Origin of the sequence: Micrococcus sp. 2A (assembly GCF_039519235.1) — a bacterium.
Taxonomy (GTDB): Bacteria; Actinomycetota; Actinomycetes; order Actinomycetales; family Micrococcaceae; genus Micrococcus.
Window position 1 is genome coordinate 2,395,016 of the sequence record NZ_CP154351.1, and the last position, 25,838, is coordinate 2,420,853.

Below are 25,838 nucleotides of genomic sequence, written 5' to 3' on the forward strand. Positions count from 1 at the left end.
GTCAGCGCTCCCCGCCGCGGTCCCCGCCGGAGCGGTCCCGCCGCCCGGTGAGGAGCAGCCACAGCGCGGGCAGCAGGAGGGCGGATCCCAGGGGGTAGGCGAAGTCCTCGAGGGGCGCCAGGCCCAGGTAGACGCCGGAGAGCAGGTCGTGCCCGTAGTCGAACAGGCCCGCGGCGATCATGACGTTGTCGAAGATCGCGGTGAGCACCCACAGCGCCGCGAGCGCGAGGCCCAGGGCGGCCAGGTGCCGGCCGCGCAGGCGGCGCGTGAGCACGGCGGCGAGCAGCACGACGAGGGCGATCCCCACGAACACGACGTTCAGATCCCAGAAGCTCACGTGTCACGCCCCGCCCGGTGCTCCAGGATCCGCACCGCGCCCGTGAACAGGACCATGGTGAGGTAGCTGAGGAAGAGGAGGAAGAAGACCTCCTCGACCGGCAGCTGGGGGGCCACCAGCAGTCCGGTCATGTACGGGGACTCGCGGTGCAGGAACACGCCCGCCACGATCCCCCACACGTCCCACGCGAGGAAGTAGGCCAGGCCCACGGCCAGCACGAGCGCCCCGACGGCCGGGCGGCGCCACAGGAACAGGCGGAAGCGGCGGTCGAGCAGGGCCATGCAGCCGATCACGGCCAGGAGGCAGGCGAGGTAGATCACGCCGCACCCCCGCGGGCGAAGGCCCAGGCGATCAGCAGCATGGTCACGCCGAAGCCCACCCCGTAGTTCAGCGGCAGGAAAAGCCGCCAGCCGCGGTTGGCCTCCCCGGAGGTGGCGTCGGTGACCCCGCGGAAGCGCAGGGTGTTCAGCAGGTAGGGCACGGCCAGCAGGGCGGCGAGCGGGCCGGGCCACTCGGTGCCGAGCATCAGGAGGCCGGCACCGGCGTACAGGGCGGCGGCGAGCCACACGGTGGGCCGGGCGCCGAGCACGGTGGCCACGGAGGCGAGCCCTCCCTCGCGGTCCGGCACCACGTCCTGCACCGCGCCGAACATCTGGGAGGCCATGCCCCAGAGGAAGAACCCGGCCAGCAGCGCCCACAGCGCCGGCGTGAACGTCGCGCCCGCGAGCACGAGCCCGTACACGGCCGGGGAGACGAAGTGCGTGGCCGACGTCGCCGCGTCCAGGAAGGGGCGCTCCTTGAAGCGCAGCCCCGCCCACGAGTAGGCGACCACCGCGAACAGGCTCACAGCCAGCACGGCGACGGCGTCCCACTGCCCCCGGGCGATGGACCAGCCGGCCAGCACCGCGACGAACGGCAGCGGGAGCAGGCAGGACCAGAGCAGCACCGCGCGGCGGGACTCCCCGCCCACCACGGCACCCTCCACGCCGCCCTTGCGGGGGTTGCGGAGGTCGGACTCGTAGTCGAAGACGTCGTTGATGCCGTACATGGCGAGGTTGTAGGGCACCAGGAAGAACACGGTGCCCAGCACCACGAGCCACGTCGGGAGCCCGCCGGTGAGGATGGCGGCGGCGGCGAAAGGGAAGGCGGTGTTGATCCAGCTGACGGGCCGGGAGGCCTGGAACAGCGTGCGGATCACAGCGGGGCCCCTGGCCGCGGCACGGGGGCACCCAGGTGCTGGGCCACGGCCTCGCGGGCGATCTCGGCCGAGATCAGGCACATGGGCACGCCGATGCCCGGGCGCACGGACGAGCCGGCGTAGACCAGCCCGGCCACGTCGGCGTCGCGCACGGCGGGGCGGAACATGGCCGACTGGCGCAGGGTGTGCCCGGGACCCAGCAGGGAGCCGCGCCACGCGTTCACCTCGGCGGCGAAGTCCCCGGGGCCGTAGGTGCGCCGCACCACGATCCGCTCGGCGAGGTCCGGGATGTCCGCCCAGCGGGCGAGCTGGGCGAGGGCGCGGTCGGCCACGGCCTCCACCATCGGGTCCCCGGGGGTGTCCTCGTCCGGGGTCCGGACGCCGCCGCGGCCCCAGCCGACCTCGGCGGGGGCGGGCACGAGCAGGAACAGGGCCTCGTCGCCGTCGGGCGCGGCGCCCGGGTCCGTGGCCGAGGTGCGCGAGACGTAGACCGAGGTCTCCTCGGCCAGCTCGTCGCCCGCCTCGATGCGGCCGAAGTTGTCATCCCAGTCCGCGGTGAACAGCAGCGTGTGGTGCAGCAGCTGGGGCAACGCGCCGCGCACGCCCACGCACACCAGCACCCCGGAGGGGCCGGGGTCGCGGCCGTCCCACGCGGACTCGGGCACGCTCTGGGCCGCGGGAAGCAGGCGGGTCTGCACGTGGTGCAGGTCCGCTGCGGCCACCACGGCGTCCGCCGGCACGCGGTGCTCCGCGCCGGAGGCGTCCCGGTAGACGACGCCGGTGGCCCGCCCGGGGCTGCGGCGTCGCCCGCGGAGTCGGCCCAGCGCGCCGCGGGCCGGCGAGGGAGCCGCGTCCGCCACCTCGATGCGGGTGACCTCCGCCTCCGTGCGGATCTCGACGCCGGCCTCGCGGGCCAGGTCCGCCATCGCGTCCACCAGGGCGGCGAACCCGCCGATGGGGTGCTGCACGCCGTCCTCGAGGTCGAGGTGGCTCATGAGGTGGTACATCGCCGGGGCGCGCCGCGGGGAGGTCCCCAGGAACACGGCGGGGTAGCCGAGGATCTGGCGCACGCGGGGGTCCTGGAAGCGGCGGGCCACATGGCCGCGCAGCCCGCCCAGCAGCTGGGGGCCGAGCGCGGGCAGGGCGCGCAGCACCTCGGGGTGGGCCAGGGCGAGCGGGCGGCGGAAGTCGGTGTAGAGGAAGTGGCGCTTGGCCAGCGCGTAGATGCGGGCGGCGGAGTCCAGGTACGCCCCCAGGCGCGGGCCGGCTCCCGGCTCGAGGCGCTCCACCAGCGCGGTGGCCTCGGCGCGCCCCGTGACGACGTCGACGGGCGGCTCCTCCAGGTGCTCCTGCGTGTACACGCGGTAGGCGGGCTCGAGGCGGCGCAGGTCCAGGCGCTCGTCGGCGGAGGTCCCCATGAGGCGGAACCACCGGTCGATCACCTCGGGCATCAGGTACCACGAGGGCCCGGTGTCGAACGTGAAGCCCTCCGCGCTCCACCGCCCCGCGCGGCCGCCGAGCCCGGACTGGCGCTCGAGCAGGGTCACCTGGTGCCCGTCGCGGGCGAGCAGGCCCGCGGTGGCCAGGCCCGCGAAGCCGCCGCCCACCACGACGACGCGGCGCGGACGGGTGTCGGTCTGGTGCGTCCTCATGCGGTGCCTCCAGGGCGGATGGAGCGGGTGGAGCGGGTGGGATTGCGGCGACCCGCGCGCCGGGAGTGCTCGCCGTCGTCGCGGCGGGAGCCGGCCAGCACGCGCAGGGCGATGCGCGCCTTGACAGCGTCCGGCACGCGCACGCGGCGCTCTGCGAGCTCGGCGGCGGGGACGGCGGCGATGCGCCAAGCGAGCTCCGCGAAGAGCCCGTGGGCCAGGAGCACGGCGCGGCCAGCCCGCGGGTCGAGGGCGTGGATGCCGGGCAGGGCGGCGTCGAGGTCCGCCCACAGGTCCGCGAGCAGCTCGGCCTTGCGCTCCTCGGTGAGGGTGCCCGGACGTGCGTCGGCGAAGTAGGTGCGGCCCAGGCCGTCGTGGTCCGCGGCGAGGTCCCGCAGGAAGTTGACCTTCTGGAACGCCGCGCCGAGGCGGGAGGCGGCCGCGCGCAGCTCCTCCTGCTCGGCGGGGGTGTCCGCGCGGGTGCCGGGCAGGGAGGCGAACACGCGCAGGCACATCAGGCCCACCACCTCGGCCGAGCCGTGGATGTACTCGGCCAGGGAGTGCTCGCCGTGCTCGCTCGTCTCCAGGTCCGCGCGCATCGAGGCGAAGAAGGGGGCCGTCAGCTCGGGGGTGATGCCGTGGCGGCGGGCGACGTCGGCGAACGCGTGCAGCACGAGGTCCGCGGAAAAGCCCGTGGCCATGGCGTCCTCGCAGGCGGTCTCGTAGGCGTCCAGGGCGGCGCGCACCTGCGCAGGCTCCAGCCCGGCGGCCGCGGCCGGGCCGTCGACGATCTCGTCCGCCACGCGCACCATCGCGTAGATCGCGGCGATGTCCCCGCGGGCCTGGGCGGGCAGGGTGCGGCAGGCCCAGGAGAAGGAGGTGGAGTAGCGGCCGATCACGGTGCGGGCCGCGGCGTGCGCGGTGCGCGTGAAGAGGTCCAGTCCGGTGGTCGGGGCGCTCACGCGGGCTCCTCCGTCCCGAGGATGCGGCGGCAGGCCGCGGCGAAGTCCGCCCGCTCCGCGGCGCCCAGGGGCAGGGCCTCCAGACGGGCGAGCCCGCGGTCCACGAGTTCGGCGGCCAGCTCGAGGGCGTGCGTGCGCGAGCCCGCCTCCTCCAGGGCCGCACGGGCGGCGTCCACGGGGTGCGGGGCGCCGTCGTCGTGGGGTGCGGTGCCGTGCGGGGCGGTGCCGGCCGCGGTGCCGTGCGGGGCGGTGCCGTGCGGGGCGGTGCCGTGGTGGCCCGAGACGCTGCCGGCCGGGGGCGCGGCGGCGGCGCGGTCCAGCAGCGCGGCGACGTCGGGATCCCGGCGCCCGTGGGCGGTGACGACCGTGGCCTTGCCCTCGCGCAGGTCACCCGCGTCGGGCTTGCCGGTGGCGTCCGGGGAGCCGAACACGCCGTGCACGTCGTCCACCACCTGGTAGGCGGCCCCGAGGTCGGCGCCGACGGCGGCGAGGGCCGCGGCCAGATCGGGGGTCGCGCCGGCCAGCAGGGCGCCGGCGCGCAGGGGGCCCTCGAAGGTGTAGGCGGCGGTCTTGAGGCGCTGCATCGCGAGGATCCGTGCGGGCTCCGGGTGCTCGCCCGTGTGGCGGGCCAGGCCGAGGAGCACGTCCTCCAGCTCACCGGCGGCCGAGGCCGTGGCCGCGTCCAGCACGACGGCGGCCACGGGGGCGGCCCGCACCGGGTCGGGGGTGCACGTCATGGCCAGGCGCAGGGCCAAGGTGAGGAGGGTGTCGCCCGCGATGACCGCGACGGAGAGGCCTGCATGGGCGTCCTCTCCGGCGGGGACGCCCACGCCTGCGAGGCGCCGGCGGTAGACCTCGGCCACGGTGGGGCGGCCGCGGCGGACGGTGTCCCGGTCGATCACGTCGTCGTGCACCAGGAGGGCCGTGTGCAGGAGCTCGAACGCGGCGCCGAGCCGGTCCACGGCCGCGCGGTCCGCCGCCGGGACGGGCACGCCGGCGGCGGCCCGGTAGCCGAGGTCCACGAGGCGCGGGCGGATGAGCTTGCCGCCCACGGTGGACTGCTGGAGGGTGCCGAGCAGCTCGGCGAACGCCTCGGAGCCGGGGGCGCTCTCCGCGGCGCCCGCGAGCGTCTGGGTGAGCACGGCGGAGACCCCGTCCGCGTCCTGCATGGGCCCTCCTCGGCAGCTGAGACGACGGCGCGACGGACCCCCCGCGAGGCGCGGGGGATCCGTGGTGTCGCTCGATGGTTCGATCGTCGAATGTCCTCTCCGAGGACGGTAACGGCCCCCGGTCCGGCCCGTCCAGCCGAGCGTACCCGTGCGACGCGGACGGACACGCCCGGCGGCGGACCGCCGGGCGGATCAGGAGGTGGCCGCCGGGCGCGGTGAGGGACCGCCGGGCGGATCAGGAGGTGGCGGCCGCGTTCTCCTCGGTGGCCTTCTCCAGGGTCATCTCGGGGTCCGCGAGCTGTCCCGTCCACTCGCCGGAGACGGCGTAGGCCACGCAGTGCGTCCCCTCGGAGCCGAAGGAGCTGAGCTCCGCGGCGGTGACGACGGCGCCGTTCAGGCGCTCCTCCTCCTTCGCCAGGCGGGCACCCTCGGCCTGGCAGACGGCGGCGGTGGTGGAGGCCGTGTCGGCCGGGTCCGCGGCGGGGACGGCCCAGAGGTACTCCGCGGTGTGCTTCTCGGCGCAGTCCACGGGGGTGAAGTTGCTGAGGTCGCGCACGCCCACGTCCGCGGTGAAGCAGGCGCCGGGCGAGTAGTCGGCCGCGGCGGCGGTGCTCGAAGCGGAGGAGGAGGACTCGGTGGCCGACGCGGAGGCGGAGGCCGACGTCAAGGACTCGGCGGAGACGGACGGGGTCGTGGAGGTGGACGACGCGGAGGTGGACTCGGAGGACGTAGGAGCGTCCGAGCCGCCGCACGCGGTCAGGGCCAGGAGGGCCGCAGCGGAGAGGGCGGCGAGGCCGGCGGGACGCGCGAAGGCGGGGGTACGGGTCATGGGTCTGGTGTCTCCTGGGATCAGAACGGGCGGCCGCCCCGGATGGAGGCGTCGAAATCGGATTCTATCCGCCCAGGTCAGGGGCTGCGGCCCGCCGGTCGCGGTCCCTGGTCACCCCGGTGCACGGCCTCCGCGCCTGCCACACTGGGGGGATGGAGACGTCCTCGCCCCGCACCCCCGCCGCCCCGTCCGCCGTCGAGCTGGTGGTGCTCCTGGGTTCGGACGGCGTCCCCGTGGGCACCGAGCCCAAGGCGACGGTGCACCGCCGCGTGGACGAGGGCGGCACCCCGCTGCACCTGGCGTTCTCCTGCCACGTGTACGACGCGGCCGGGCGCTTCCTGCTCACGCGGCGCGCCCTGGGCAAGAAGGCGTTCGGCGGCGTGTGGACCAACGGTTTCTGCGGCCATCCCGGCGTTGGGGAAAGCCCCGCCGCGGCCGTGGTGCGGCGCGCCCCCCAGGAGCTGGGCGTGGGCGTGCGGGACGTGACGCCGCTGCTGCCGGACTTCCGCTACCGCGCCGTCGACGCCGGGGGCATGGAGGAGCACGAGGTGTGCCCCGTGTTCCGGGCCGAGATCGACGGCGACCCCGCCCCGGAGCGGGACGAGGTCGCCGAATGGTGCTGGGTCACCGTCCCCGAGCTGACGGCCGCGCTGGCCGCCGTGCCCCGAGCGTTCAGTCCGTGGCTCGTGGAGCAGTGGGAGCAGGGGGCGTTCAGCGCGCGTTGAGGTCGACGCGCGTCGGGCTGGACGCGGTCAGCGCGCGTTGAGCGCGTCGGGCTGGGCGGACTCGTCCGCGCCGGCCTCGGCGCCGTCCTCACCCTCCTGCGCCATGCGCCGCACCTCGTCCACGTCCAGGCCCTTGACCTGCTCGAGGAGCTGATCGAGCGCCGAGCCGGGAAGGGCGCCGGCCTGGGAGAACACGAGCACGCCGCCGCGGAACGCCATCAGCGTGGGGATCGAGGTGATCCCGGCCATCGCGGCGAGCTGCTGCTCGGCCTCGGTGTCCACCTTGGCGAACACGACGTCCTCATGCTTCTCCGAGGCGGCCTCGAAGACGGGGGCGAACTGTCGGCACGGGCCACACCACGAGGCCCAGAAGTCCACCAGGACGGTGTCGTTCTCGGAGACGGTCGAGCCGAAGGCGTCAAGGGTGAGATCGGTGGTGGCCATGGGAGGTCCTTTCATCGGTGGCGACGTCGGCGCCCGAGCGGGGCGGCGTCGTCAGTGGTTCACGGGGTGGAACAGGCCGTGGAGCGCGGCTATTCCGCCCCCGCGCCTCTGTCCCCGCGCGCGGGACCCCCGGCACCGCGCCGGTTCCGGCGCGCTCAGTGCCCGAACGTCTCCGGGTGCTGCCGGGGGCCGGAGCCGTCGTCGAGCGCGTCGATCCCGGCCATCTCCGCGGGCGTGAGGGAGAAGGAGAGGAGGTCCAGGTTCTCGGCCTGGCGCGCCGGATCCGCCGACTTGGGGATGACGACGCGCCCGTGCTGCAGGTGCCAGCGCAACACCACCTGCTGCACGGTGCGCCCCGTCCGGGCGACGGCGGCCGTGATCGCCTCGCGGGTCTCGATGCCGAGCTCGGCGCGGCCGATGGGCGAGTAGGCCGTGACCACGGCGCCGTGCGCGTGGACGGCGGCCTGCCAGCCGGGGATCGCGGCCACGGGGTCCACCTGGATCTGGTCGACCGGGGCCCGCAGTCCGGCCTCCGCGAGGCGGTCCAGGTGCTCGGCCGTGAAGTTGGAGACGCCCCACGCGCGGATCAGGCCCGTCTCCACGAGGCCCGCGAGCGCGGCCGCCGTCTCCACGTACCGGTCCTGCTCGGGATTGGGCCAGTGGATGAGCACGAGGTCGGCATGGTCCACGCCCAGGCGGCGCAGGGAGGCCTCGACGGCGGGCCGCACCCGCTCCGGGCCGCCGTGGTGCTCCCTGTTGAACTTCGTGGTGAGGAACAGCTCGTCGCGGGTGAGCACGCCCTCGGCGAGGGCCCGGGCGACGGCGAGGCCCACCGCGTCCTCGTTGCCGTAGTTCTCCGCCGTGTCGACGTGGCGGTAGCCGGCCGCGAGGGCCGCGTGCACCGCGTCGGCGCCCTCCTCCCCGGCCAGGCGCCACGTGCCCAGCCCGATCCGGGGCATCTCGACGCCAGCCACGCCCGTGCCCGTCAGCGTGACGGTGGCGGGGACGTCGGCGCCGAGGTCGGGCGCGGTGAGGTCGGGGGCGGCGGCGTGGGGGCCGCGGGGCTCCGCGGCGTGCGGGTCAGTCGTCACTGGTCGTCCTTCTCTCTGGTGGGGCCGCCTCCAGGGAAGCAGGCAGACCGGGCCGCGCGCGAGTCGCGGACGGCGCCGGCGACGTACGCTCGCAGGGGACGACGCCGTCGCCGTCCGGCCCCGTCCGCCCGCCCCGCCCTCCCCTCCGACACCCCCAGGAGACGCCATGACCGACCAGAGCGCCCGCACCGTGTTCGTCCTCAACGGCCCGAACCTGAACCTGCTCGGCACGCGCGAGCCGGAGGTCTACGGGACGGCCACCCTCGACGACGTCCGCGACCTCACCGAGGCACGCGCGGCGCAGCACGGCCTCGCCGTGGAGTTCCGCCAGTCCAACCACGAGGGCGTGCTGATCGACTGGATCCACGAGGCGCGGGAGGCCGCCGTCGGGATCGTGCTGAACCCGGGCGGCTTCACCCACACGTCCGTCGCGATCCGGGACGCGCTGTCCGCCGTCGAGATCCCGGCCGTGGAGGTGCACCTGAGCAACGTGCACGCCCGCGAGCCGTTCCGGCACCACTCCTACCTCTCCCCCGTGGTCGAGGCGGTCATCGCCGGTGCGGGCGTGCACGGCTACGCGTACGCCGTGGAGCAGATCGCGCACCTCGCGTCCGAGGACTGAGGCACGACGCCGGCCGCCGTCGTCCGGCGCGCGAGCCTGGCCGAGCCCCGGCGCAGGGGCCTAGCGTCGGGGTCACGCACTGACCGTGAGACCGAAGGAGAGCCGTCATGGCTGAGAAGGACCCCCGCACCCACCTGCTCGAGAGGCTGGCCGACGTCCGTGTCGCCATGCTCACCACCTCTGAGGCCGACGGCCGCCTCGTGACCCGCCCCATGGGCCTGCAGGAGGCCGAGCAGGACGGCACCCTGTGGTTCATGACCCGCGCGAGCTCCGACGTCGCCGACGAGGCCGCCCAGCGTCCCGTGAACGTGGCGGTCCAGGAGAGGTCCTTCTGGGCGTCCGTCTCCGGCCACGGCCAGGTGGTCCGTGACGACGAGCGCAAGAGGAAGTACTGGAGCGCCGTCAACGAGTCCTTCTTCGGTGAGGGCTCGACGCCCGAGGATCCGCAGATCGTGCTCGTGCGCGTGGACGCCGAGTCCGCGCAGTACTGGGAATCCGCGGGCGCGGTGGCCACCGCGGTCGAGGTCGTGAAGGCCAAGGTCACCGGTGGCACCGCCGAGCCGGGCGACTCGACGACCGTGGAGTTCTGATCCGCTGAGGGGCGGATTCGGCAAGGCCCCGAGCTGGAGACCGACGACGGCGCCCCGCACCTCTGGGAGAAGAGGTGCGGGGCGCCGTCGGGTGCGGGTGCCCCCGTTCCACGAGTGCGAGTGACCGGGAAACCCCGTTCCGTCAGCGAAAGCGCCGGGGTCAGTCCTCGTCCTCGGCCGCGAGCTGGCCGCATGCGCCGTCGATCTCCTTGCCGCGGGTGTCGCGCAGCGTCGTGGGGATGCCGGCCGCGTTGAGCCGGTCCACGAACTCGCGGGTGACGTCCCGCTCCGAGGCGGTCCAGATGGAGCCCGGCGTCGGATTCAGCGGGATGGGGTTCACGTGCACCCAGCCCTTGCCGCGCGCGTTGAGCTTCTTGGCGAGCAGGTCGGCGCGCCATGCGTGGTCGTTCATGTCCTTGATCAGCGCGTACTCGATGGACACGCGCCGGCCGGTCTTCACGAAGTAGTCGTAGGCGGCGTCGATGGCCTCGTCCGCCTTCCACCGCGAGTTCACGGGGATGAGCTCGTCGCGCAGCTCGTCGTCGGGGGCGTGGAGGGAGAGCGCGAAGGTGAGCGGGATGCCCTCCTCCGTCAGCTTGCGGATGGCCGGCACCAGGCCGACCGTGGAGAGCGTGACGTGCCGCGCGGACATCCCCAGGCCCTCGGGGGCCGGGTCCACCATGCGGCGCACCGAGGCGATGACCCGCTTGTAGTTGGCCAGCGGCTCGCCCATACCCATGAACACCACATTGGTGACGCGGTCGGCGTCGTGCCCGCCGTCCTTGCGCTTGCCGCCGAGGCCGCCCGCGGCGATCACCTGGTTGGCGCGGACGATCTGCTCGACGATCTCCGCCGTCGACATGTTGCGGGTGAGCCCCGCCTGGCCGGTGGCGCAGAACGGGCAGTTCATGCCGCAGCCGGCCTGGCTGGACACGCACAGCGTCACACGCCCCGGGTACCGCATGAGCACGGACTCCACGAGCGCGCCGTCGAAGAGCCGCCAGAGGAACTTCACCGTGTCGCCGCGGTCGGTCTCCATGCGGCGGACCTCGGTGAGCAGCGGCGGGAAGAACGCCTCGGCGATCGCCTCGCGCTTGTCCTTGGGCAGGTCCGTCATCTGCTCCGGGTCCGTGGTGAAGTGCTCGAAGTAGTGCACGGAGAGCTGCTTCGCGCGGAACGCGGGCAGGCCGATCTCCTTCGCCTTCTCCTGGCGCTCGGCCAGGGTGAGGTCGGCGAGGTGCTGCGGCGGCTGGGAGACCCGCGGCTGCTTGAACTGCAGCTGCGGGCGTCCGTCCGGTCCCATGGGCTGGGCCCAGCCCTCGGTCTTGGGCATCACCTGGGGGCGCTCGGCGGCCGCGGCCTCGCGGCGCTTCGGCGCGGAGAGCTGGTGGCCGACCCCGGCGCGGTGCATGCGCTCGCGGTCCTCGGCGAGCTGGCGGGCCTCGGACTCGTCGATCATGCCGCGCGCGGGCCGTTTGAACGCGGGCTTGCCGGTGCGGTCCGTGCGATGGGCGGGGGCGGGCTTCGAGCCGGGGCGGCGGGGCTGGTAGTCAGACATCCCGTCCATTCTCCCAGACGGGGCGGCGGTCCCGGCGGGTCGGTTCACGACGACGTCGGCAGCCCCCGCAGGATCCGGCGCGCCACCGCGCCCCGCCGGCCAGGACAGGGGGACCATGGCTGCGTTCACCTTTCGTTTACCTTGCGCCCGAGGTCTCACCGACCAGGGACCCATCGCCCGGATCCGCACGATTCCGGCATCTTCCGGACCTTTGAGGGACCTTCCGAGGGTTCGACGGACGCTCCGGACCACCGGCGAAGACTTGCCAAATCCCGCCGCCCGAGTAGGCTGGTTAACAAGTTGTTCACCTTTCGTTCACTTTGGAAGGGTGGGACACATCGATCCATCCGGCGGGGCTCGCCCCGCATCAGCCGCCGAGTGTCACGCCCGGCTCAGAGAGGAGTCATCCCCATGACCACCCCGAACACCGACCACCACCTGCCCACCGCCCCCTGATGCAGCGCCACGTGCTGGCCCGCGTCGAGAGCAAGCTCGCCCAGCGCTTCGCGGACGAGGTCCCCGCCGACGCCGTGCGCGCCACCGTCCGCGCGGTCGTCGCCGACCTCAAGGCCGAGGCCCGCCTGACCACGTTCCTGCCGGCCCTCGCCGAGCACGAGGCCGGCCGCCGCCTGCGCGAGGCCGCGCATGCTGCGGCCCCCGGGGTCGCCCAGGCCGCCTGAGCCGCCTCGGGGTCAGCGGAGCCCGAGCGCCCGCCGCATCGGCTGGAGCTTCACGCCGACCTCCACGACCTCCTCCTCGGGCACCGCCCCGGGCACCATGCCGCCGCCGGCGTGCAGCCGGATCCCGCCGGGCACCTGCTGGCCGCAGCGCAGGGCGAGCGCGATCACGCCGTCGCCGGTCTCGTCCATCCACCCCACGGGCCCGGCGTAGCGGCCGCGGTCCACGGGCTCGACCTCGGCGATCAGTCGCACGGCCGCCTCTCGCGGCGTGCCGCCGACCGCCGCCGTCGGGTGCAGGGCCGCCACGACGTCCAGGACGGTGCCGCCCCCGTCCCGAAGCCGCCCGCGCACGGCCGTGGCCAGGTGGTGCACGTTGGGCAGGGTCAGCACGGTGGGCGCCGGATCCGCGTCCTCCAGCTCCACCACCGGTGCGAGGGCGTCCACCACCGATCGAGCAGCCCAGCGGTGCTCATGGCCGAGGCGCTCGTCCGCGGCGAGGCGGGCCCGCAGCGCGGCGTCCTCGGCCGCCGTCGCACCCCGCGGCAGGGAGCCGGCCAGCACGCGCGAGGAGACCTCGCCCGCGTGGCGCGTCGCAAGGATCTCCGGGGTGGCCCCCACGAGCCCGCCGACGGCGAACACCCACGTCTGCGGGTAGTCCGCCCGCAGCGCCTCGACCGCGCGCCACAGGTCTGCGTCCTCGGCCGGCACCGTCAACGTGCGGCTGATGACGACCTTCTCGAGCGGCTCCCGCCCGGCCCCGTCCCCGTGGCGCGCCAGGCGTTCCAGGACCTCCCGCACCCCGGCGGCGTAGCCGACGTCGTCCCACGCGTGCTCCGCGGTGTCCGCGGGCAGGGGGAAATCCTCGCCTGTCAGCAGGCGCGCGTCCGGATCGGCGGCGGCGGCCGCGGCGAGCGCCGCGCCGTCCGCGTGCTGTTCGATGCCGCGCACTCCGTCCGCATCCGCCCGGGCGAGCCGCTCGGGCACGCGGAGGACGGCGGGCTCGGCGGAGTCGTCGGCGAAGGTCGAGGAGATCCAGCCGCGCACGGGCGCCGCGGGGTCCGGCCGTCCCGCGACGGCGGCCTGCCACAGCGCGGAGAGCCGGCGCAGCCGATCCCGCCCCGTCAGGAGCACCGTCCACCCGCCGGTGCCGCGCCATGCGACGTCCCCCTGCGCCCAGACCACCGCGTCTGCGAACGGCGAGGCGGCGGCGTCGAGCACGCCGGCCACGGCCGGGCCGACGTCCGGGAGGGCGGATCGGGCACACATGGCGTCCATTCTCTCCCACGGCCGGGCCGTCGCGAACGGCCCCGCCCGGCCGCACCGCCGCCTCCTCGCAGACGCGATGCACTAGCGTGGAGGGGTTCGTTCGCCCCGCGTTCACCTCGAACGCCCGCCCACCCGAGGTCCTTCCCATGTGCCCCATCCCCCCGGATCCCGACGCCGCTCCCCGCGCCCCCGAGGACGGCGCCCCGCTCGACGCCGTCGCCGACCAGCCCTCGGAGGCGGCGCCGCACGGGATGCCCGCCCGCGTGCTGGAGCGCGAGGCCGTGCGCCTGCACGCGCGGTACCCGGAGGTGGGCGACGTGGCGACGGCGCGCACCGTGCTGGCCGAGTCCTACGCCACGCTGTCCGCCACGAGCCGTCACCCGGAGATGCTCGCGACCACCTCGGTGCGCCACGCGGCCGACCGGCTGCGCGCCATGGCGATCGCGCAGGGCAGCATCGAGTCGCGCCACCCCCGCGTGCTCTTCGTGTGCCACGGCAACGCCGGCCGCTCGCAGATGGCCGCGGCCCTGCTGGAGAACCGCTCCGCCGGTGCGGTGAAGGCCCGCTCCGCCGGCACCTCCCCCGCGGGCGAGATCATCCCCACCGCGCTGGACGCCATGACCGAGGCGGGCATCCCCCTGCACCACGCCTACCCCAAGGGGCTGGACGAGGACGTCCTGCGGACGACCGAGCTGGTGGTGCTCTTCGACGGTGCGGACCCGTTCGAGATCCCCGCGGGCGCGGAGGTCCGCCGCTGGTCCGTCCCCTCCATCCGCGGCCTCGGAATCGAGCAGGTGCGGAGCGTGCGGGACGCCCTCGACCTCCAGGTGCGCGAGCTGATCGCCGACCTGGAGGAGCGGGCCGCCGCCTGAGCGACGCCCCTGCCCTCCCCCACGGCCGCCCGGCCGCTCGCCGGGCGGCCGTTGCCGTCGCACGAGCCGGCACGGAGGCGCGACGGGGTCGCGCGGCCACGGCGACGCCGCGCAAGGACACACCGCGCGCGGCGGGATCGGCCCATGGACGGCATACCCCCAAGGGGTATATGGTCCAGGGGTGAACAGCGAATCCGCCGGCACCTCCGCGTGCCACGCCGTCGACCCGTGCGAGGGCCCCGAGCCGCCCCACGCCGTCCACCGTGACAGGGACGCGCACCTGAAGCGGCTGCGCCGCATCGAGGGGCAGGTCCGCGGCATCCACCGCATGGTGGAGGAGGACGTGTACTGCATCGACGTCCTCACTCAGGTCGCCGCCGTCACGAAGGCCCTGCAGGCCCTGAGCCTCAACCTCACCTCGGAGCACCTGCGCCACTGCGTGGCGGAGGCCGCCGTGCAGGCGGAGGCGCAGGGCCGCACCGACCTCATCGACGAGAAGGTCGCGGAGGCCACGGCCGCCATCGGGCGGCTGCTGCGCTGACGCGCATCCCCGTCCGCGCCCTCACCGCCCAGACCTCAGACACCACCGGAACCACCGGAACCACCCACCCGAAGGAGCACCCCATGACCACCACCGACCTGAAGATCACCGGCATGACCTGCGGCCACTGCGTCGCGTCCGTGACGGAGGAGCTCGGCGAGCTCCCCGGCGTGACCGCCGTGGACGTGGACCTCGTCAAGGGCGGCGCGTCCACCGCCACCGTGACCTCCGAGTCCGACCTCGACCCCGCCGCCGTGCGCGCCGCCGTCGAGGAGGCCGGCTACCAGATCGTGGAGGGCTGACCCGTGACGGAGAATCGCACCCGTACGCCCGCGCAGGCCGCCGCCGAGGTGCTCAGCACCGGCGGGCGCCGCGTGGACCTCGACGTCTCCGGCATGACATGCGCCTCGTGCGTCGGCCGGGTGGAGCGCAAGCTCGGGAAGATCGACGGCGTCGAGGCCTCGGTGAACCTGCCCCTCGAGCGGGCCACCGTCACCGCGCCCGAGGGCGTGAGCGACGCCGAGCTGATCGCCGCCGTCGAGAAGGCCGGATACACGGCGCGGGTGCGCGATGACCCGCACGCGCGGCCCGCCGTCACCACGGCCCCCACCCCGGGCGCGGAGCCGACCGCGGACGCCGGCGCCATGGAGGACGCGGGGCACGCCGGAGGCCCCGCGGGTTCCAGCACCGGCCACCACGCAGCTCGCGGCGATCGCCCCGGCCACGCGGACCACGACCACGTGAACCACCTGGAGCACGGCCCGCGGGAGGACGTGCTGCGCCCACGGCTGATCGGGGCGGCCCTGCTGAGCCTGCCCGTCCTGCTGATCTCCATGGTCCCGGCGCTGCAGTTCCCGCACTGGGGCTGGGCGGCGCTCGCACTCTCCGCGCCGGTGGTGTTCTGGGCGGCCTGGCCGTTCCACTCCGCCGCCGTCCGCGCGGGCCGCCACGGCAGCTCCACCATGGACACCCTCGTGTCCGTGGGCGTGCTCGTCTCGTGGGGCTACTCCGCGATCGAGCTGCTGCTCGACCCGGGCATGACCGCCCACGTGGGCGGCGGCATGGCCGCGATGATGCACCACAGCCTCTACTTCGAGACCGCGGCGGTCATCACCACCTTCCTGCTGCTGGGCCGCTGGCTCGAGGCCCGCGCCAAGCGGGAGGCCGGCGCCGCCCTGCGCGCCCTCCTGGACCTCGGCGCGGCCCAGGCCACCCTGCTCCCCGGCTGGGACAGCGCCGACGACGGCGACGGCCCCTCCGGCGACCGCCTCGCCGAGCGCGTGGTCCCCGCAGAGCAGGTGAACCCCGGCGACGTCGTCGTGGTCCGCCCGGGCGAGAAGGTCCCCTCCGACGCGGTGGTGCTCGAGGGCGCCTCCGCCGTGGACGCCTCCCTGCTCACCGGCGAGTCCGTGCCCGTGGAGGTCGGCCCCGGGGACGAGGTCACGGGCGCCACCCTGAACACCTCCGGCCGCCTGATCGCACGCGTCACCCGCACCGGCGCGGACACGACGCTCGCCCAGATGGGCCGCCTCGTCTCGGACGCACAGACCGGCAAGGCCCGCGTCGCCCGCCTGGCGGACCGCATCTCGGCCGTGTTCGTGCCCGTCGTCCTGGCGCTGGCCGTGCTCACGTTCGCCGTGTGGCTGCTCGTCACCGGCGGCGACGTGGCCCCCGCCCTGCGTGCCGGCGTCGCCGTGCTGGTGATCGCGTGCCCGTGCGCGCTCGGCCTCGCCACCCCCGTGGGACTGCTGGCCGGCACCGGCCGCGCCTCCCAGCTGGGCATCCTCATCCGCGGCCCCGAAGTCCTCGAGGACACCCGCACGGTGGACACCCTCGTGCTGGACAAGACCGGCACCGTGACCGAGGGCCGCATGCGCCTGGCCGCCGTCCGCCCCGTCTCCGTGGACGAAGCGGGAGCCTCTCCAGACGCCTCCGTGCGCGGGACGGGAGCCCCCGGCGCCGCCGCGCACCCGGCCGAGGACCGCGTCCTCGCGCTCGCCGCGGCCGTGGAGACCGGCTCCGAGCACCCGATCGCCCGTGCGATCGTCGACGGCGCCCGCGAGCGCGGCCTCGATCTCGCCGCCGTGCAGGACTTCGCCTCCACCCCGGGCGGCGGCGTGACCGGCGTGGTCGAGGGCCGCCGCGTGGCCGTGGGACGTGGACCCGTGATCGACGACGCCCTCGGCGGCCCGATCCCCGCCGAGCACGCGGAGGCCTTCGCGGCCGCCGAGTCCGCCGGCGCCACCGCCGTGTGGGTGGCCGTGGACGGCCGGCTCGCCGGGATCGTCTCCGTGACGGACACCGTGAAGCCCTCCTCCGCGGCCGCGATCGCCCGGCTCAAGGACCTGGGCCTGCGCCCGCTGCTGGTGACCGGTGACAACGCCGCGGTGGCCGCCCAGGTGGGCGCCGCCGTCGGGATCGCACCCGAGGACGTGGTGGCCGGCGTCCGCCCCGAGGACAAGGTGGACGTGGTCCGCCGCCTGCAGGCCGAGGGCCGCGTGGTCGCCATGGTGGGCGACGGCGTCAACGACGCCCCCGCGCTCGCCGCCGCGGACATGGGGATCGCGATGGGCTCGGGGACGGACGTGGCCCGCGAGGCCGCGCAGATCACCGTGCTCGGCGACGACCTGGACCAGGTGGTGCAGGCGCTCGAGCTGAGCCGGAGGACTCTCGCCATCATCCGGATGAACCTGTTCTGGGCGTTCGCCTACAACGTGCTCGGCATCCCGATTGCGGCATTGGGCCTGCTGAACCCGATGATCGCCGGCGGCGCGATGGCGGCCTCGAGCGTGCTCGTGGTGCTGAACTCCCTGCGGCTCACGCGCTACGGGCGCTGAGCACCGGCTCAGTTCGGGACGGCGGCCGCGCGGGAGACCGCGAGCCACTCCTCGTGCTCGCCGGACTCCTCCCAGCGCTCGAACAGCTCGGAGGAGGCCGGCTCGCGCAGCACGACGCCGATCAGCTCGTGCAGGGTCAGGACGTCCTCGTCGGAGAACTGGGCCCGGAAGGTGGAGAGGTCCAGCTCGTCCGTGCCGGCGATCTCCTCGAGGGCGGCTGCCGCGGGGGCCTCGGAGTCGTCCGCCACCCGCAGGATCGCACCCATGGCGAGGAGCCGGGCGCCGGGGTCCGCGGGGATGAAGTCCTCATCCTCCTCCGAGCGGAAGGTGCCGCGGTACTCGTCGAGCCGGAAGGTCCCGTCCAGGACCTCGTCCACCAGCTCCTGCGCGGCGTCGTTCTCGAAGACGTGGATTCCCCAGGTGCTCATGGAGCAACACTAGGCCCGCCGCGCCGCCGGGGCCAGGACTCCGGCCGGTTCCCAGGGGTTCCTAGACTGGCCGCATGAGCACCGAGCCGACCCCCTCCGCGAGCCCCGAGACCCCCGCGACCTCCCCGTCCGAACAGAGCGAGCCGGGCGCATCGTCGTCGTCCGCCGCCCTGCCCCGTGCCGCGGCGCAGGCGGCGTGGCCCACGCGCGTCGAGGTCGGCGAGCGCCAGGTGGCCTACCGGCTCACCGTGGACGCCCCCGCCGAGGAGCTGTGGGCTGCGCTGGCCGACCCGCACCGGCACCACGAGGTGGACGGTTCGGGGACCGTGAAGCCGAAGGTCAGCGGGCCGCACCGGCTGGCCGTGGGCGACCGGTTCACCGTCGCCATGAAGAAGTACGGGGTGCCGTACCGGATGACGCTGACCACCACGGCCTCCGAGCCGGACCGCCTGATCGAGTGGGCGCACCCGGGCGGGCACCGCTGGCGCTGGGAGTTCCTGGACAACGGGGACGGCACCACGGAGGTCACCGAGATCTTCGACTACTCCTGGACGCGCCCCGCCGTGGGGAAGGCGCTCGAGACGCTGCGGCTCACCAAGGACAACGCCCGCGGCATCCAGGCCAGCCTCACGCGGCTGGCGGCCCGCCACCTCTGAGGGGCCCCCGTCGTCGTCGAAGGGGGGGTGGTCAGAAGGCGCCGTGCGCCGTCGTCCAGTGCGTGGCCGCCGGCGGCTCCGCCAGGTGCGGTGTGACGAGGGCACGCCAGGCCGGGAACGCGTCCGACTCGCGGAAGCCCACGGTGTGGTCCTCGAGGCGGCGCCACCCGATGATCAGCCGGTAGCACAGGGGGTCCTCCACCTGTCGGACCAGCTCGAAGGACGTGGCGTCCCTGTCCCGGAACAGCGCGGCGGCCTCGGCGACGGCGGTCTCGAATGCCTCCTCGGCACCCTCGGCCACGTGCAGCTCGACCATCTCGCGGACCGGCCCCGACGGCGTCGCGGCGCTCATGCGCGCGGCCTCGGGCTCGTGGAGTGGCCGGTGAACCAGGCGACGAGCTGGCCGTCCGCCTCGATGCCGACCTCGATCATGCGGTCACGGCCGAACTCCACCGAATGGCGGGCGGTCGCCACGAGGTGCGCGCCCAGGCGGGCCGGCGCCACGTAGGTGATCTCCGCGCGTCGGGTCACGGGGGCCGCACTGAACGTGGCGACGCAGTAGGCCAGCGCCGAGTCCGCGAGGTGGAACAGGAAGCCGCCGTGGCAGATCTCGTGGGAGTTCACCATGTCCGCAGTGACGTCGCGGTGCAGCACCACGCGGCCCTCGGCCACCTCACCGAGGGTGACGCCGTGCTCGCGCACCGCGGGGTCGTTCGCGTAGATCTCCTCGAGGCGGGTGAGGATCTCGTCCCGGCTCTGGCCGGGCGAGCTCTGGGGGGTCTCAGTCATGGGCCCATTGTGTCGCAGGTCGCGCCGCCCCCGCGCCTAGGGTGGCGGTGTGACACAGACCACCTCCACCCTCGTGCGCCTCCGCGCCCGCGACGGCTTCGTGCTCGCGGCCCGCCACTTCGCCCCCACGACGACGGCGCCCCCGGCTTCGTCTGCCGGCACCGTGGTGATCGCCTCGGCGACCGGAGTGAAGGCCACGTACTACCGGCGCTACGCCGAGTTTCTCGCCGGCCATGGGTTCCACGCGGTCACGTTCGACTACCGGGGTGTCGGGGAGTCCCGTGAGCCGTTCGCCGTGGCCCGGCGGGCGCGGTGGGCGGACTGGGGCGCCCTCGACGCGGACGCCGTGCTCGGCTGGGCCCGGACGCACCTGCCCGGCCCCCTCCTGACGGTGGGCCACAGCTACGGCGGGTTCGGCATCGGGCTCGCGGACGAGGCGCGGCATGTGGCCCGGCACGTGGCCGTGGGCGGGCAGCACGCCTACTGGCGGGACTACCGGGCGCGGCCGGGGCGGGCGCGGATGTGGGGTCGCTGGCATGCGGCGATGCCGGTGGTCACGCTGGCCCGCGGGCACTTCCCGGGGCGGCGGCTCGGCTGGCTCGAGGACCTGCCGCGCGGGGTCGCCCTGGACTGGGCGCGCAGTCGGCGCGACTTCACCGCGAGCGCCCGCACCGCCGCCGGCCGGGACGAGCTGCGCCGTCGTCTGGCCGCGTTCACGGCGGACGCGCTGATCGTGGCGCCCGTCGACGACGACTTCGGCACCGACGCCGCCCTCGATCGCGCGGGCGCCTACTCGCCGGGCCGGCGGACGGTGCGCTGGCGGGTGCGGCCGGAGGAGCTCGGTGTGGCGGAGATCGGGCACTTCGGACTGTTCCACGCGCGGTTCGCGCCGACCTTCTGGCCGGCCACGCTGGAGTGGCTGCGCGACGGCGTCGTCCCGGCCGCGGCCCGCTGAGGCTCGCGCACCGGGATCGCTGCGCCCGCCCCGTCCCCGCGACGACGACGGCGGCCGCCCCGGCCCGGATCTCCGGGCGGGACGACCGCCGTCGCACTGGTGCGTGTGATGTGTCGACACTACCCCGCGCCCAGCCGACGCCCAGGCGACACGTCAGTCCTGCATCGCGTAGTCGATGACGACGCGGCCCTCGATCTTGCCGTGGCGCATCTCGTCGAACACGTCGTTGATCTCGGTGAGCGGGCGGGTGTGGAACGTCGGGTGGATCTTCCCGGCCTCGTAGAACTCGAGTGCCTCGACCATGTCCTGCCGGGTGCCCACGATCGAACCGCGAATGGTCAGGCCCTTGAGGACGATGTCGAAGATCGGCGCGGGGAAGTCGCCCGGGGGCAGGCCGTTGAACACGATGGTGCCGCCGCGGCGGGTCATCGCGATGGCCTGGCCGAACGCCTGCGGGTGCACAGCCGTGACGAGCACGCCGTGGGCACCGCCGATCTTCTCCTGGATCTCCACGGAGGGGTCCGCGACGTTCGCGTTCACGGTCAGCTCCGCGCCGTGCCGGGAGGCGAGCGCCAGCTTGTCGTCCGCGACGTCCACGGCCACCACGCGCATGCCCATCGCCACGGCGTACTGCACCGCGATGTGCCCCAGGCCGCCGATGCCGGAGATCACGACCCACTGCCCGGGCCGCACCTCGGTCTGCTTCAGCCCCTTGTACACCGTGACGCCGGCGCACAGGATCGGGCCGACCTCCATCGGGTCCGCGCCCTCGGGGATCACGGGCGCGTAGCGGGCGTCCACGAGCATGTACTCGCCGAAGGACCCGTTCATGGAGTAGCCGCCGTTGATCTGCTCCTCGCACAGGGTCTCCCACCCGGTGCGGCAGTACTGGCAGTGGCCGCACGCGCCCCCCAGCCACGCGTTGCCGACCATGTCCCCGACCTTGAGGTTCTCGACGTCGGGTCCGACCTCCTCGACGATGCCCACGCCCTCGTGGCCCGGGATGAACGGCGGGGTCGGCTTCACCGGCCAGTCGCCCTCCATCGCGTGCAGGTCCGTGTGGCAGACGCCCGAGGAGATGAGCTTCACGAGCGCTTGGTGCTGGCCGGGCGTCGGGCGCTCGACCTCCTGGACGTCGGCCTCTGTGCCGAACTGGGTGACGACGGCTGCCTTCATCGTGGTCATGGGGATCACCTTTCGTGGGGTGGGGAGAGGGGTTGTGCGGTGCCGGCGTCGGCTCAGAAGAACCCGAGCTTGTCCTCGGAGTAGGAGACGAGCAGGTTCTTGGTCTGCTGGTAGTGGTCGAGCATCATCAGGTGGTTCTCGCGGCCGATGCCGGAGGACTTGTACCCGCCGAACGCGGCGTGGGCCGGGTAGGCGTGGTAGTTGTTCACCCACACGCGGCCGGCCTGGATCGCCCGGCCCGCACGGTAGGCGGTGTTGCCGTTCCGGGACCACACGCCGGCGCCGAGGCCGTAGAGGGTGTCGTTGGCAATCCGCATGGCGTCGTCGAAGTCGGTGAACGTGGTCATCGAGACCACCGGCCCGAAGATCTCCTCCTGGAAGATGCGCATCGAGTTGTCCCCGCGGAAGATCGTGGGCTGCACGTAGTAGCCGCCGGCCAGTTCGCCCTCCATCTCGGCGCGGGCGCCGCCGATCAGCACCTCGGCGCCCTCCTGACGGCCGATGTCCAGGTAGGACGTGATCTTCTCGAGCTGGTCGTTGGAGGCCTGGGCGCCCATCATCACGTCCGTGTCCAGGGGGTTGCCGGTCACGATGCGCGAGGTCCGCTCCACGACGGCGTCGAGGAACTTCTCCGCGATCGACTCCTGCACGAGCGCACGCGACGGGCACGTGCAGACCTCGCCCTGGTTCAGCGCGAACAGGGTGAAGCCCTCCTGCGCCTTGTCCCAGTAGGCGTCGTCGGCCGCCATGACGTCCTCGAAGAAGACGTTGGGCGACTTGCCGCCCAGCTCCAGGGTCACCGGGATGATGTTCTCCGAGGCGTACTGCATGATCAGCCGGCCCGTCGTCGTCTCGCCCGTGAACGCGATCTTGCGGATGCGCGGCGACTGCGCGAGCGGCTTGCCGGCCTCGAGGCCGAAGCCGTTGACCACGTTGACGACGCCCGGCGGCAGCAGGTCCGCGATCAGCTCGATGAACACCATGATCGAGGCCGGGGTCTGCTCGGCGGGCTTGATCACGACGGCGTTGCCCGCGGCCAGCGCGGGTGCCAGCTTCCACACCCCCATCAGCAGCGGGAAGTTCCAGGGGATGATCTGGCCGACCACGCCGAGCGGCTCGTGGAAGTGATAGGCGACGGTGTCCTCGTCCACCTGGGACAGGCCGCCCTCCTGCGCGCGGATCGCGCCGGCGAAGTACCGGAAGTGGTCGATGGCCAGCGGGACGTCCGCGTTGAGGGTCTCCCGGACGGCCTTGCCGTTGTCCCAGGTCTCCGCGACCGCCAGCATCTCGAGGTTCTCCTCCATGCGGTCCGCGATGCGGTGCAGCACGAGCGCCCGCTCGGCCGCCGAGGTGGCGCCCCAGGCCGGGGCGGCCTTCCAGGCGGCGTCGAGGGCGGCGTCGATGTCCTCGGCCGTGCCGCGGGCGACCTCGCAGAACACCTTGCCCGTCACGGGCGTGACGTTCTCGAAGTACTGGCCCTTGACCGGGGGCGCCCACTCTCCACCGATGAAGTGCTCGTAGCGGGACTTGAACTCGACCTCGGCTCCCTCGGTGCCCGGGAATGCGTAGACGGTCATGGTGCTGGCTCCTTTGCCTGCGGTTGCCTCGGCGCCGGGTGGCGCCCTGCCGTGGCTGTGACCCTAGTCACAAGGAGGTTGCACGAAGGTTGCACCGGGCGCGGATGAGGGGTGGGCCGGGTCAGGCCAGGTCCCGCTCGATCCGCTCGAGCGTGGCCACGGCGAGCGCGCGCCGCGGCGAGTCCGTCGGCAGCAGACGCAGGGCGGCACCCCAGAGGTCGACGTCGTCGCGGGCCTCAGGGCGGCCCAGGTAGGCCCAGAGCTGTTCGACATCCGCGTCCTGGGCGACGGCCTCGCGCAGCGCCTCCCCCAGCTCCGCCCGGATCGAGGCGACACCGGGGGACCCCGACCGCGGCAGCACCGGCCCGGCCGCCGCGTGCAGCGCACGGTCCAGATCCCCGGCGCGCAGCGCCTCCCGCGCGCACAGCAGGTCCGCGTGCACCTCCCCCACGAGCCGGTACGGCCGGGACAGCAGCGCCACCGGCGCCCCCACGTCCTGCAGCGCCCGGCGGAGTCGATGCACCTCGGCGCGCAGCGAGATGGCGCGGGCGGGGGCGTCGCCCGGCGCGGGCCGGTGCCCGGCGGTCTCCTCCGGATACAGCGCGACCTCGAGCTCGGCGCCGGTCAGACCCGGGCCGTACCACGCGAGGAGGGTGAGGATCTCGGCGTGCCGGCCGGTGAGCTCGACCCCGTCCAGCATGGGCGGCAGGTGGCCGGTGACGCGCAGCAGGCCCGCGGCGGCGTCGTGGCGGTGCGGCGCGGCGGCGGGACTCGGCCCCGGCGAGGCGGACGGCGGAGCCGAGGGGCCCGGCGTCGGGACGGTGCCGCGGGGACGGCCCCGGGACGGGGCGGGCAGGTCCCGCCAGGCGGCGTGCACGGCGTCCACGGTGGCCTGGAGCAGCGGCAGGGCGAGGTGGCTGACGGCTTCCTCGCCGCCCGTGAGGTCCAGGACCCCGACGAGCCGCCCGGTGGCCGGGTCCGTGAGCGGGACGGCCGAACAGCTCCACGGGTGCACGCGCGGGCTCAGGTGCTCGCCGCGGCTGACCTGCGTGGGGGCGCCGGTCGCGAGGACGACGCCGGGGGCGGAGGTGCCCATGGACGCCTCGGACCAGTCGGCGCCGGCCACGAAGCCCATGGTCTCGGCGTGGCCCACCGCGGTCCGATCGCCCTCGACCCACAGCAGGTGGCCGCGCGCATTGCCGATCGCGGCGAGCATCCCGGCCTCGGCCGCGGGGTGGATGAGCATGCGGCGGACCACCGGCAGGGCCACGGCGAGGCGCTGCTCGCGGCGGGCGGCGGCGAGGTCGTCGTCGGCGAGGGTGGCCGGGTCGCTCTGGCCGGGCACCCCGGGGGCGGTCGCGGACGCCCCCGCGTCGAGGGCTGACCCCGCGGGGGTGAGGGCGCCGAGGGAGCGCAGCCAGGACTCGCGGACCTCCCGGCGCAGCCCCTGGAGGGCGGCGCGCAGGCCCTGGTCCGCGCCGGCCGGAGCGGTGGGCGACGCCGGCGCGAGCGACAGGCGGACCGAGGCGAGGGACTCGTGGGCCCGGTCCACGGCGCGTCGGTAGGCGCCGGTCGCGAGGGTCGAGCTCATCCCGAGCCGGCCATCAACCGCGAACGGATCAGGAACCGCTTGCCCTCGGGGGCCTCGACGGAGAAGCCGGAGCCGCGCCCGTCCACCACGTCCAGGGTGAGGTGGGTGTGCTTCCAGTACTCGAACTGGGCGGCGGACATCCAGAACGGGATCTCCCCGGCGGCCTGGTCCCCCTCGGCCGGCAGGGCGAAGGTGCCCAGCAGGACGTCGGCGGCGCCGGTCGTGAAGTCGCCGGCGGGATAGCACATGGGCGCGGAGCCGTCGCAGCAACCGCCGGACTGGTGGAACATGAGCGGGCCATGGATCGGGAGGAGTCGGCGGATCAGCCCGAGCGCCGCGGGTGTCATGGCGACGCGGGACACGGTCTCGCCCGGCAGCTCGGGGCGAGCTTCGAGCGCGGGCGCGTGCTCCGCCGACGAGGACGGCACGGTCATCGCGGCCTCCTGGGGATGGGCGATCGTCGGTCCCCACACCCTAGCCCTCAATGTGACCCACGTCACCCCAGCTGGCGTCGGGGGCGGCCCGGAGGGTGCACCGGGGGCTGTGCCGTGGGCTGGGTCGCTCGCGGGGCCACGTGCTCCGCCGCGAGCCAGACGTTTCGGCTGCAATCAGGGGCTGATCACCACCGAAACATCTGGCTCACGGCGCAGGGGAGGGGAGGAGGGCTGGGGCGGCGGGCGGCTCACGCGGCCGCGCCCGGCGTCCACCCCCCTACACTCGGCGCATGCTCCCGGACCCCAGCCCCACCGTCACCGTGGACGGCCTCCTGCTGCGCCCGCTGCGCGCCGCGGACGAGATCGCGGCGCGCGAGGCGGACGCCGAGCTGCACCGGGAGGGGTTCGACTTCCTGATGGCCGGCACCCGCTCCTTCCCCGCGATCCGCCGCGCGTTCGCGGCCGCGGCGCGCGGCGACGTCGAACCCGGCCGGGTGCCCGCCTCCTTCTACGTGGGCGTGGACGAGGCGGGCGAGCTGGTGGGCCGGGTGTCCGTCCGATGGGAGCTGAACGAGGCGCTGCGGCACGTCAACGGACACGTGGGCTACGCGGTGCGCCCCGCGTTCCGGAGGCGGGGGCACGCCGCGCGCCTGCTGCGCGGCGCCCTGACGCTGCTGGCCGCGCGCGGGACGCCCACCGCCCTGCTCACGTGCGACGAGACGAACACCGCCTCCGTGGCCACGATCCGCGCGTGCGGGGGCGTGCTGCGGGACCGGGTCGAGACGGACCTCGACGGTGCGCCCTTCCCCGAACCGAAGCTGCGCTTCGACGTCCCCACGACGGCGGCCTGACC

Annotated in this window: 29 protein-coding genes; 11 read left to right on the plus strand and 18 right to left on the minus strand. The window is 74.6% G+C overall.

Annotation, left to right across the window (positions count from 1 at the left end; translation table 11 throughout):
* Nucleotide 1: 1 nt before the first annotated feature.
* From AAG742_RS11095 to AAG742_RS11125, 7 genes are all read right to left on the minus strand, one after another.
* Entirely contained in the window at nt 2-337 is a 336-nt protein-coding gene (locus AAG742_RS11095; protein WP_298710174.1) for a lycopene cyclase domain-containing protein, read from the minus strand.
* A complete protein-coding gene (locus AAG742_RS11100) occupies nt 334-657 on the minus strand; it encodes a lycopene cyclase domain-containing protein (RefSeq protein ID WP_298710172.1) in 324 nt (107 codons plus the stop codon). The genes AAG742_RS11095 and AAG742_RS11100 overlap by 4 nt, the downstream gene beginning before the upstream one ends.
* On the minus strand, nt 654-1,535 hold the full coding sequence (locus AAG742_RS11105) for a prenyltransferase (RefSeq protein ID WP_298710170.1): 882 nt from the start codon (nt 1,533-1,535) through the stop codon (nt 654-656). The genes AAG742_RS11100 and AAG742_RS11105 overlap by 4 nt, the downstream gene beginning before the upstream one ends.
* The gene (gene crtI, locus AAG742_RS11110; protein ID WP_298710168.1) at nt 1,532-3,187 is read right to left on the minus strand and encodes a phytoene desaturase family protein; all 1,656 of its coding nucleotides are present in this window, start codon (nt 3,185-3,187) and stop codon (nt 1,532-1,534) included. Before crtI ends, AAG742_RS11105 begins: the two co-directional genes overlap by 4 nt.
* Nucleotides 3,184-4,146, minus strand: a complete 963-nt coding sequence (locus AAG742_RS11115; protein WP_298710166.1) for a squalene/phytoene synthase family protein — start codon at nt 4,144-4,146, stop codon at nt 3,184-3,186. The genes crtI and AAG742_RS11115 overlap by 4 nt, the downstream gene beginning before the upstream one ends.
* Nucleotides 4,143-5,315 (minus strand): polyprenyl synthetase family protein, encoded by a 1,173-nt coding sequence (locus AAG742_RS11120; RefSeq protein WP_298710164.1) that lies wholly within the window; start codon nt 5,313-5,315, stop codon nt 4,143-4,145. The genes AAG742_RS11115 and AAG742_RS11120 overlap by 4 nt, the downstream gene beginning before the upstream one ends.
* A gap of 235 nt (nt 5,316-5,550) precedes the next feature.
* A complete protein-coding gene (locus tag AAG742_RS11125) occupies nt 5,551-6,144 on the minus strand; it encodes a hypothetical protein (RefSeq protein ID WP_298710161.1) in 594 nt (197 codons plus the stop codon).
* A gap of 152 nt (nt 6,145-6,296) precedes the next feature.
* Here AAG742_RS11125 and idi point away from each other — a divergent pair, with 152 nt between their 5' ends.
* Nucleotides 6,297-6,869: an isopentenyl-diphosphate Delta-isomerase gene (gene idi / locus AAG742_RS11130; protein ID WP_298710159.1), complete on the plus strand. Its 573-nt coding sequence runs from the start codon at nt 6,297-6,299 to the stop codon at nt 6,867-6,869.
* Between the two features lie 27 nt (nt 6,870-6,896).
* On the opposite strand, the gene trxA is transcribed toward idi, so the two are convergent.
* Both trxA and AAG742_RS11140 read right to left on the minus strand, forming a co-directional pair.
* Nucleotides 6,897-7,313 (minus strand): thioredoxin, encoded by a 417-nt coding sequence (gene trxA / locus AAG742_RS11135; protein WP_298710157.1) that lies wholly within the window; start codon nt 7,311-7,313, stop codon nt 6,897-6,899.
* Between the two features lie 155 nt (nt 7,314-7,468).
* Complete coding sequence (locus AAG742_RS11140) at nt 7,469-8,404, minus strand: aldo/keto reductase (protein WP_248115711.1); 936 nt, start codon at nt 8,402-8,404, stop codon at nt 7,469-7,471.
* 166 nt (nt 8,405-8,570) lie between these two features.
* Between AAG742_RS11140 and aroQ the strand changes: the two genes are divergently transcribed.
* Nucleotides 8,571-9,026 carry a type II 3-dehydroquinate dehydratase gene (gene aroQ / locus AAG742_RS11145; RefSeq protein WP_298710155.1) on the plus strand — a complete coding sequence of 152 codons (456 nt, stop codon included), beginning with the start codon at nt 8,571-8,573 and terminating at the stop codon, nt 9,024-9,026.
* Nucleotides 9,027-9,133: 107 nt separating this feature from the next.
* The gene (locus tag AAG742_RS11150; RefSeq protein ID WP_298710153.1) at nt 9,134-9,616 is read left to right on the plus strand and encodes a pyridoxamine 5'-phosphate oxidase family protein; all 483 of its coding nucleotides are present in this window, start codon (nt 9,134-9,136) and stop codon (nt 9,614-9,616) included.
* 160 nt (nt 9,617-9,776) lie between these two features.
* Here the strand turns inward: AAG742_RS11150 and rlmN are convergent, their stop codons facing one another.
* Nucleotides 9,777-11,174 (minus strand): 23S rRNA (adenine(2503)-C(2))-methyltransferase RlmN, encoded by a 1,398-nt coding sequence (gene rlmN / locus AAG742_RS11155; RefSeq protein ID WP_298710150.1) that lies wholly within the window; start codon nt 11,172-11,174, stop codon nt 9,777-9,779.
* A 455-nt stretch (nt 11,175-11,629) separates the two neighbouring features.
* On the opposite strand from rlmN, the gene AAG742_RS11160 reads away from it, so the two are divergent.
* Nucleotides 11,630-11,854, plus strand: coding sequence for a hypothetical protein (locus AAG742_RS11160; RefSeq protein ID WP_298710148.1), 225 nt, complete (start codon nt 11,630-11,632; stop codon nt 11,852-11,854).
* Nucleotides 11,855-11,866: 12 nt separating this feature from the next.
* Here AAG742_RS11160 and AAG742_RS11165 read toward each other — a convergent pair whose 3' ends face one another.
* Nucleotides 11,867-13,120 carry a chorismate-binding protein gene (locus tag AAG742_RS11165; RefSeq protein WP_298710147.1) on the minus strand — a complete coding sequence of 418 codons (1,254 nt, stop codon included), beginning with the start codon at nt 13,118-13,120 and terminating at the stop codon, nt 11,867-11,869.
* A 146-nt stretch (nt 13,121-13,266) separates the two neighbouring features.
* On the opposite strand from AAG742_RS11165, the gene AAG742_RS11170 reads away from it, so the two are divergent.
* The 4 genes from AAG742_RS11170 (at nt 13,267) to AAG742_RS11185 (ending at nt 17,370) form a co-directional block, all read left to right on the plus strand.
* Nucleotides 13,267-13,992, plus strand: coding sequence for a protein-tyrosine-phosphatase (locus tag AAG742_RS11170; protein WP_298710145.1), 726 nt, complete (start codon nt 13,267-13,269; stop codon nt 13,990-13,992).
* A gap of 181 nt (nt 13,993-14,173) precedes the next feature.
* Entirely contained in the window at nt 14,174-14,533 is a 360-nt protein-coding gene (locus AAG742_RS11175; protein WP_248115718.1) for a metal-sensitive transcriptional regulator, read from the plus strand.
* 83 nt (nt 14,534-14,616) lie between these two features.
* On the plus strand, nt 14,617-14,835 hold the full coding sequence (locus tag AAG742_RS11180) for a heavy-metal-associated domain-containing protein (protein ID WP_248115719.1): 219 nt from the start codon (nt 14,617-14,619) through the stop codon (nt 14,833-14,835).
* A 48-nt stretch (nt 14,836-14,883) separates the two neighbouring features.
* Nucleotides 14,884-17,370 carry a heavy metal translocating P-type ATPase gene (locus tag AAG742_RS11185; RefSeq protein ID WP_298710225.1) on the plus strand — a complete coding sequence of 829 codons (2,487 nt, stop codon included), beginning with the start codon at nt 14,884-14,886 and terminating at the stop codon, nt 17,368-17,370.
* Nucleotides 17,371-17,378: 8 nt separating this feature from the next.
* On the opposite strand, the gene AAG742_RS11190 is transcribed toward AAG742_RS11185, so the two are convergent.
* Nucleotides 17,379-17,798, minus strand: coding sequence for a DUF4259 domain-containing protein (locus tag AAG742_RS11190; protein ID WP_248115720.1), 420 nt, complete (start codon nt 17,796-17,798; stop codon nt 17,379-17,381).
* 74 nt (nt 17,799-17,872) lie between these two features.
* On the opposite strand from AAG742_RS11190, the gene AAG742_RS11195 reads away from it, so the two are divergent.
* Entirely contained in the window at nt 17,873-18,454 is a 582-nt protein-coding gene (locus tag AAG742_RS11195) for an SRPBCC family protein (protein WP_248115721.1), read from the plus strand.
* A gap of 31 nt (nt 18,455-18,485) precedes the next feature.
* Here AAG742_RS11195 and AAG742_RS11200 read toward each other — a convergent pair whose 3' ends face one another.
* Together AAG742_RS11200 and AAG742_RS11205 are read right to left on the minus strand one after the other, a co-directional pair.
* Nucleotides 18,486-18,806, minus strand: coding sequence for an antibiotic biosynthesis monooxygenase (locus AAG742_RS11200; RefSeq protein ID WP_248115722.1), 321 nt, complete (start codon nt 18,804-18,806; stop codon nt 18,486-18,488).
* Complete coding sequence (locus AAG742_RS11205; protein WP_343282152.1) at nt 18,803-19,243, minus strand: hotdog fold thioesterase; 441 nt, start codon at nt 19,241-19,243, stop codon at nt 18,803-18,805. The genes AAG742_RS11200 and AAG742_RS11205 overlap by 4 nt, the downstream gene beginning before the upstream one ends.
* Nucleotides 19,244-19,292: 49 nt before the next feature.
* Here AAG742_RS11205 and AAG742_RS11210 point away from each other — a divergent pair, with 49 nt between their 5' ends.
* A complete protein-coding gene (locus AAG742_RS11210) occupies nt 19,293-20,198 on the plus strand; it encodes an alpha/beta fold hydrolase (protein ID WP_298710141.1) in 906 nt (301 codons plus the stop codon).
* Between the two features lie 153 nt (nt 20,199-20,351).
* On the opposite strand, the gene adhP is transcribed toward AAG742_RS11210, so the two are convergent.
* The 4 genes from adhP to AAG742_RS11230 form a co-directional block, all read right to left on the minus strand.
* Nucleotides 20,352-21,383: an alcohol dehydrogenase AdhP gene (adhP, locus tag AAG742_RS11215; RefSeq protein WP_298710139.1), complete on the minus strand. Its 1,032-nt coding sequence runs from the start codon at nt 21,381-21,383 to the stop codon at nt 20,352-20,354.
* A 53-nt stretch (nt 21,384-21,436) separates the two neighbouring features.
* Nucleotides 21,437-22,960 (minus strand): aldehyde dehydrogenase family protein, encoded by a 1,524-nt coding sequence (locus AAG742_RS11220; protein ID WP_298710137.1) that lies wholly within the window; start codon nt 22,958-22,960, stop codon nt 21,437-21,439.
* Nucleotides 22,961-23,081: 121 nt separating this feature from the next.
* Nucleotides 23,082-24,551, minus strand: a complete 1,470-nt coding sequence (locus tag AAG742_RS11225; RefSeq protein ID WP_298710135.1) for a GAF domain-containing protein — start codon at nt 24,549-24,551, stop codon at nt 23,082-23,084.
* A complete protein-coding gene (locus AAG742_RS11230) occupies nt 24,548-24,985 on the minus strand; it encodes a DUF779 domain-containing protein (protein ID WP_298710133.1) in 438 nt (145 codons plus the stop codon). The genes AAG742_RS11225 and AAG742_RS11230 overlap by 4 nt, the downstream gene beginning before the upstream one ends.
* A 290-nt stretch (nt 24,986-25,275) precedes the next feature.
* Here AAG742_RS11230 and AAG742_RS11235 point away from each other — a divergent pair, with 290 nt between their 5' ends.
* Nucleotides 25,276-25,836 carry a GNAT family N-acetyltransferase gene (locus AAG742_RS11235; RefSeq protein ID WP_298710130.1) on the plus strand — a complete coding sequence of 187 codons (561 nt, stop codon included), beginning with the start codon at nt 25,276-25,278 and terminating at the stop codon, nt 25,834-25,836.
* Nucleotides 25,837-25,838: the final 2 nt, after the last annotated feature.

Excerpts from the sequence above, each read along its gene's own strand:
- crtI (WP_298710168.1), bottom strand. The coding sequence starts at position 3,187 with ATGAGGACGCACCAGACCGACACCCGTCCGCGCCGCGTCGTCGTGGTG.
- AAG742_RS11120 (WP_298710164.1), bottom strand. The coding sequence starts at position 5,315 with ATGCAGGACGCGGACGGGGTCTCCGCCGTGCTCACCCAGACGCTCGCG.
- AAG742_RS11125 (WP_298710161.1), bottom strand. The coding sequence starts at position 6,144 with ATGACCCGTACCCCCGCCTTCGCGCGTCCCGCCGGCCTCGCCGCCCTC.
- idi (WP_298710159.1), top strand. The coding sequence starts at position 6,297 with ATGGAGACGTCCTCGCCCCGCACCCCCGCCGCCCCGTCCGCCGTCGAG.
- trxA (WP_298710157.1), bottom strand. The coding sequence starts at position 7,313 with ATGGCCACCACCGATCTCACCCTTGACGCCTTCGGCTCGACCGTCTCC.
- aroQ (WP_298710155.1), top strand. The coding sequence starts at position 8,571 with ATGACCGACCAGAGCGCCCGCACCGTGTTCGTCCTCAACGGCCCGAAC.
- AAG742_RS11150 (WP_298710153.1), top strand. The coding sequence starts at position 9,134 with ATGGCTGAGAAGGACCCCCGCACCCACCTGCTCGAGAGGCTGGCCGAC.
- rlmN (WP_298710150.1), bottom strand. The coding sequence starts at position 11,174 with ATGTCTGACTACCAGCCCCGCCGCCCCGGCTCGAAGCCCGCCCCCGCC.
- AAG742_RS11160 (WP_298710148.1), top strand. The coding sequence starts at position 11,630 with ATGCAGCGCCACGTGCTGGCCCGCGTCGAGAGCAAGCTCGCCCAGCGC.
- AAG742_RS11165 (WP_298710147.1), bottom strand. The coding sequence starts at position 13,120 with ATGTGTGCCCGATCCGCCCTCCCGGACGTCGGCCCGGCCGTGGCCGGC.
- AAG742_RS11170 (WP_298710145.1), top strand. The coding sequence starts at position 13,267 with ATGTGCCCCATCCCCCCGGATCCCGACGCCGCTCCCCGCGCCCCCGAG.
- AAG742_RS11180 (WP_248115719.1), top strand. The coding sequence starts at position 14,617 with ATGACCACCACCGACCTGAAGATCACCGGCATGACCTGCGGCCACTGC.
- AAG742_RS11190 (WP_248115720.1), bottom strand. The coding sequence starts at position 17,798 with ATGAGCACCTGGGGAATCCACGTCTTCGAGAACGACGCCGCGCAGGAG.
- AAG742_RS11195 (WP_248115721.1), top strand. The coding sequence starts at position 17,873 with ATGAGCACCGAGCCGACCCCCTCCGCGAGCCCCGAGACCCCCGCGACC.
- AAG742_RS11200 (WP_248115722.1), bottom strand. The coding sequence starts at position 18,806 with ATGAGCGCCGCGACGCCGTCGGGGCCGGTCCGCGAGATGGTCGAGCTG.
- AAG742_RS11205 (WP_343282152.1), bottom strand. The coding sequence starts at position 19,243 with ATGACTGAGACCCCCCAGAGCTCGCCCGGCCAGAGCCGGGACGAGATC.
- adhP (WP_298710139.1), bottom strand. The coding sequence starts at position 21,383 with ATGACCACGATGAAGGCAGCCGTCGTCACCCAGTTCGGCACAGAGGCC.
- AAG742_RS11220 (WP_298710137.1), bottom strand. The coding sequence starts at position 22,960 with ATGACCGTCTACGCATTCCCGGGCACCGAGGGAGCCGAGGTCGAGTTC.
- AAG742_RS11225 (WP_298710135.1), bottom strand. The coding sequence starts at position 24,551 with ATGAGCTCGACCCTCGCGACCGGCGCCTACCGACGCGCCGTGGACCGG.
- AAG742_RS11230 (WP_298710133.1), bottom strand. The coding sequence starts at position 24,985 with ATGACCGTGCCGTCCTCGTCGGCGGAGCACGCGCCCGCGCTCGAAGCT.
- AAG742_RS11235 (WP_298710130.1), top strand. The coding sequence starts at position 25,276 with ATGCTCCCGGACCCCAGCCCCACCGTCACCGTGGACGGCCTCCTGCTG.